The organism is Rufibacter ruber (assembly GCF_001647275.1).
Taxonomy (GTDB): domain Bacteria; phylum Bacteroidota; class Bacteroidia; order Cytophagales; family Hymenobacteraceae; genus Nibribacter; species Nibribacter ruber_C.
The window spans coordinates 1-1274 of the sequence record NZ_LRMM01000154.1 but is presented as its reverse complement, the minus strand read 5'-3'; the positions used below and the strand labels follow the sequence as shown (position 1 = coordinate 1274).

The 1274-nt window shown below is 66.8% G+C and carries 1 protein-coding gene; it reads right to left on the bottom strand.

Going from position 1 to position 1274, the window contains the following annotated elements:
• Positions 1 to 16 precede the first annotated feature (16 nt).
• On the bottom strand, positions 17 to 1213 hold the full coding sequence (locus A8O25_RS22295; protein ID WP_066839881.1) for a transposase: 1197 nt from the start codon (positions 1211 to 1213) through the stop codon (positions 17 to 19).
• Between the last annotated feature and the right edge of the window lie 61 nt (positions 1214 to 1274).

Genomic DNA, 1274 nt, shown 5'->3' with positions numbered 1-1274 from the left:
CAATACTTCGGACAGTTTATGCTGCGATTCTGCCGAAGTTAAGGACACAGTCTGTTTTGTCCTTGTTATTTAAGTGGCTTTTGTCAAAACCGAACACGGAGAAAACCCTCTCGAGCATTGTGCGGTTGTGGTGGAGGGTCTTCACGTCGGCCATGGAGAAGGGCTGGCCAGGCTTTGCGTATGCGAGCTTGGCCAGGCTGACGGCGGTGAGCGAGGCGTTGAGGTGGAAGTCCAGGCGCTCCTTTGCGCGGGCCTGGCAGTGGGCAAGTCCCGCGTGCTGCTTGGCGTCCCGGAAGAGGAACTCTACCTGGAAGCGCAGGCGGTAGTAGGCTACGATCTTCTCGGCCGCCAGCCCCAGGTCCGTGGAGTAGAGCACCTTCACCTCCCTGGCCTCCCCGTCTCCGCCCAGGCGGTGCACCAGGGCCAGGCGCACCTTCCGGCCCAGGGCCATGCTCCAGACCACGCCGGTGAACAGGCGGGTGCCCTTCTCCGCGCCGGCCACCTCCTCCAGGCCCGAGGGCCGGCGCACGTCCACCCTTCCGGCGTACTTGCGGGGCCTACCCACCGGCTTCTGCTCCCCTTGGTAGGCGTGGCGCAGTTCGGCGTCCACCCGCATGAGCCCCACCAGGTGCAGGCCCGCCGAGCGGACGGCGTCGGCGAAGCCCTTCTTGTAGAAGAAGCCGTCCACGGCCAGGTGGAGGGCCAGTTCCCGGAGCTCGGCGGCCCGGTGGGTGACCACCCAGGCGTAGTGCTCCATGCGCCCGCCCCCCGGCGGGGTCTGCGCCGCCAGAAGGTGGTAGGCCGTGTGCGCGGCCACGTCCGCCACGGCCAGGCCTGCGGCCTCAAGCCCGTGCTGGACCGCCCCGGAGCAGCCGCTCCAGAAGCGGTCCAGCCCGTAGGTCCCCTGCCCGCTCTTGGCCAGGAACGAGGGGTCAAGGATCAGCACCCGCTCCGCGCCGGCCGATCCGCCGGCAAGGCCCAGGTTCAGGCCCAGCCAGTCGAAGGGCAGGGTGAAGTGCCGCCGGAAGGTGCGCTCGCACCAGGGGCCCAGGCGCGCCAGCTGCAGGAAGTTCAGCCTGCCCCGCAGCGACAACACGAGCAGAAGCACCTGCGTAATGAAACGGGAGCGCCGCCGGCCCAGGCCGGGCATCTTGGAGAGAGCGCAGGAAACGAGCCCCTCGGGGCCGGGGGCGGAAGCCGTAGTAGTTTTCACACACCGCTAACAGTGCTTCTGCCCTTTTTTATCCTTCTACCTTAAAATGTCCGAAGTATTG